General features: G+C 68.3%; 3 protein-coding genes. All 3 read left to right on the top strand.

The window, feature by feature from the left end; translation table 11 throughout:
- A partial coding sequence (locus tag ACOJTD_RS10485; RefSeq protein WP_420132857.1) for a DMT family transporter occupies positions 1-253 on the top strand: 253 nt, incomplete at its 5' end.
- Positions 254-260: 7 nt separating this feature from the next.
- Positions 261-1,520, top strand: coding sequence for an MFS transporter (locus ACOJTD_RS10480; protein WP_420132856.1), 1,260 nt, complete (start codon positions 261-263; stop codon positions 1,518-1,520).
- Positions 1,520-2,211 (top strand): SLC13 family permease (locus ACOJTD_RS10475; protein ID WP_420132855.1); only part of this gene is annotated, 692 nt, incomplete at its 3' end. The genes ACOJTD_RS10480 and ACOJTD_RS10475, both read left to right, overlap by 1 nt.

Here is a 2,211-nt window from a genome sequence, read left to right as displayed (position 1 = left end):
TCTCGCCAAGATGCCGTGGTGGGCGCCGCTCGGCGGACTGATCGGCGCATTCGCGGTGGTCGCCGGATTGATGTTCGTCGGCCAAGTCGGCGCCGGTGCTTTCGCCGGACTGACCATCACCGCCAACATCCTGATGTCGCTGATCATCGACCGCTTCGGCCTGTTCGGCATGACGGTGCACGAACTCAGTGCCGGCCGCATCGCCGGCGCCGTGCTGATGGTCGCGGGCATCACCCTGATCTCGAAATTCTGAGGACGCCGTGACACCGACATCGTCGCATCAGCAGCGCGCGCTGCGGCCGCTGCTCGCGCTGAACTTTTTCATGGCCGACATGCAGGCCGGGATCGGCCCGTTCCTCGGCGTGTTTCTGCTGGCGCACGGCTGGCAAAGCGGATGGATCGGCACGGTGATGACCGCGGGCGGCGTCGCCGGGATGCTGATGACCACGCCGGCCGGCGCGCTGATCGATGCCACGCGCAGCAAGAAACTGTTCGTCATCATCCCCGGCGTGTGCACCGTGCTCGCCTCCGGCATCGTGCTGCTGTCGCAGGAGTTCTGGCTGGTCGCCACCTCGCAGGTCGCCACCGCGATCGCCGGCGCGGCGATCGGTCCGGCGGTCGCCGGCATCACGCTCGGCATCGTGCGGCAGGCCGGATTCAACCGCCAGAACGGCCGCAACCAGGCCTTCAACCATGCCGGCAATGTCGTCGGCGCCGCGCTGTCCGGTCTGCTCGGCTGGGCCTATGGCTTCACCGCGGTGTTCTGGCTGGCGGCGGCGTTCGGCGTACTGTCGATCGTCTCGGTGATGATGATCCCGAGCGACGCGATCGACGACGATGCGGCGCGCGGGCTCGAGCATCGCGGCGGCAGCGACGACAAGGCCAGCGGCTTTCGCGTGCTGCTGGAGTCGAAACCGCTCTTGATCTTGGCGGCCGCCTTGTTGTTCTTTCATCTCGGCAACGCGGCGATGCTGCCGCTCTATGGTCTCGCCGTCGTCGCCGATCAGAAGGCCGATCCGGCGACCTTCGTGGCGATGACGATCGTGATCGCCCAGACGGTGATGATCGCGACGTCGCTGGTGGCGATGCGGATGGCGGAGAAGGAAGGCTACTGGCTCGTGCTGCTGATTTCGTTCATGGCGCTGCCGCTGCGCGGCGTGATCGCCGCCTGGATGCTCAACAAATCGGGCGTCTATCCGGTGCAGATCCTCGACGGCATCGGCGCCGGGCTGCAGAGCGTCGCGGTCCCCGGCCTGGTGGCACGCATCCTCAGCGGCACCGGACGGGTCAATGCCGGCCAGGGCGCGGTGATGACCGTGCAGGGCATCGGCGCCTCGCTCAGCCCGGCGATCGGCGGCTGGATCGCCCAGGAGCTCGGTTATGGCCCGATGTTCCTGATCCTCGGCGCCTTCGCGATCGGCTCGGTGGCGCTGTGGGTCGGCTTCGCGTCGCTGCTGCGGCCGGCCTGCGCCGGCACGCCCGATGAACTCGGCTCCGCCGCGCCCGCGGGAGCGGCGTGATGATCACTGTGACGGCTGTGACCTGCAGCATCGCCGCGCTGGCTACGCTGGGCGTGGTCGCGCGCCCGTGGAATTTGCCGGAGTTCATTTGGGCCGCCGCCGGCGCAATCCTGCTGGTGGTGCTGCAGCTGTTGCCCTGGCAGGACGCGCTCGCCGCCGCCGGCAAGGGCCTCGACGTGTACTTCTTCCTGATCGGCATGATGCTGCTCGCGGAAGTGGCGCGGCAGGAAGGGCTGTTCGACTGGCTCGCCGTGCAGGCGGTGCGGCAGTCGCGACACTCGGCATCGCGGCTGTTCACCATCGTCTATGCGGTCGGCACGCTGGTGACGATCTTCCTGTCCAACGACGCCACCGCCGTGGTGCTGACGCCGGCGGTCTATGCGGCGGCGCGCGCCGCCAAGGTCGAGCCGCTGCCGTATCTGTTGGTGTGCGCCTTCATCGCCAATGCGGCGAGCTTCGTGCTGCCGATCTCCAACCCAGCCAACCTCGTGGTGTTCGGCGATCGCATGCCGACGCTGCTGGAATGGCTGCGGGTGTTCGCGCTGCCGTCGCTGGTGGCGATCGTCGTCACCTTCGTGATGCTGCGCTTCACCCAGCGCCGGCATCTGCGCGGCAGCGTCGATACCGACGTCAAGGCGGTGGAGCTGACCCGCGGCGCCGCGATCGTCGCCGGCGGCATCGCGCTCACCGC

The sequence above is a fragment of the Rhodopseudomonas sp. genome, from assembly GCF_048594845.1.
Lineage (GTDB): Bacteria > Pseudomonadota > Alphaproteobacteria > Rhizobiales > Xanthobacteraceae > Rhodopseudomonas.
Note: the sequence above shows the minus strand (reverse complement) of the source record. Positions and strands in the feature narration are given on the sequence as shown.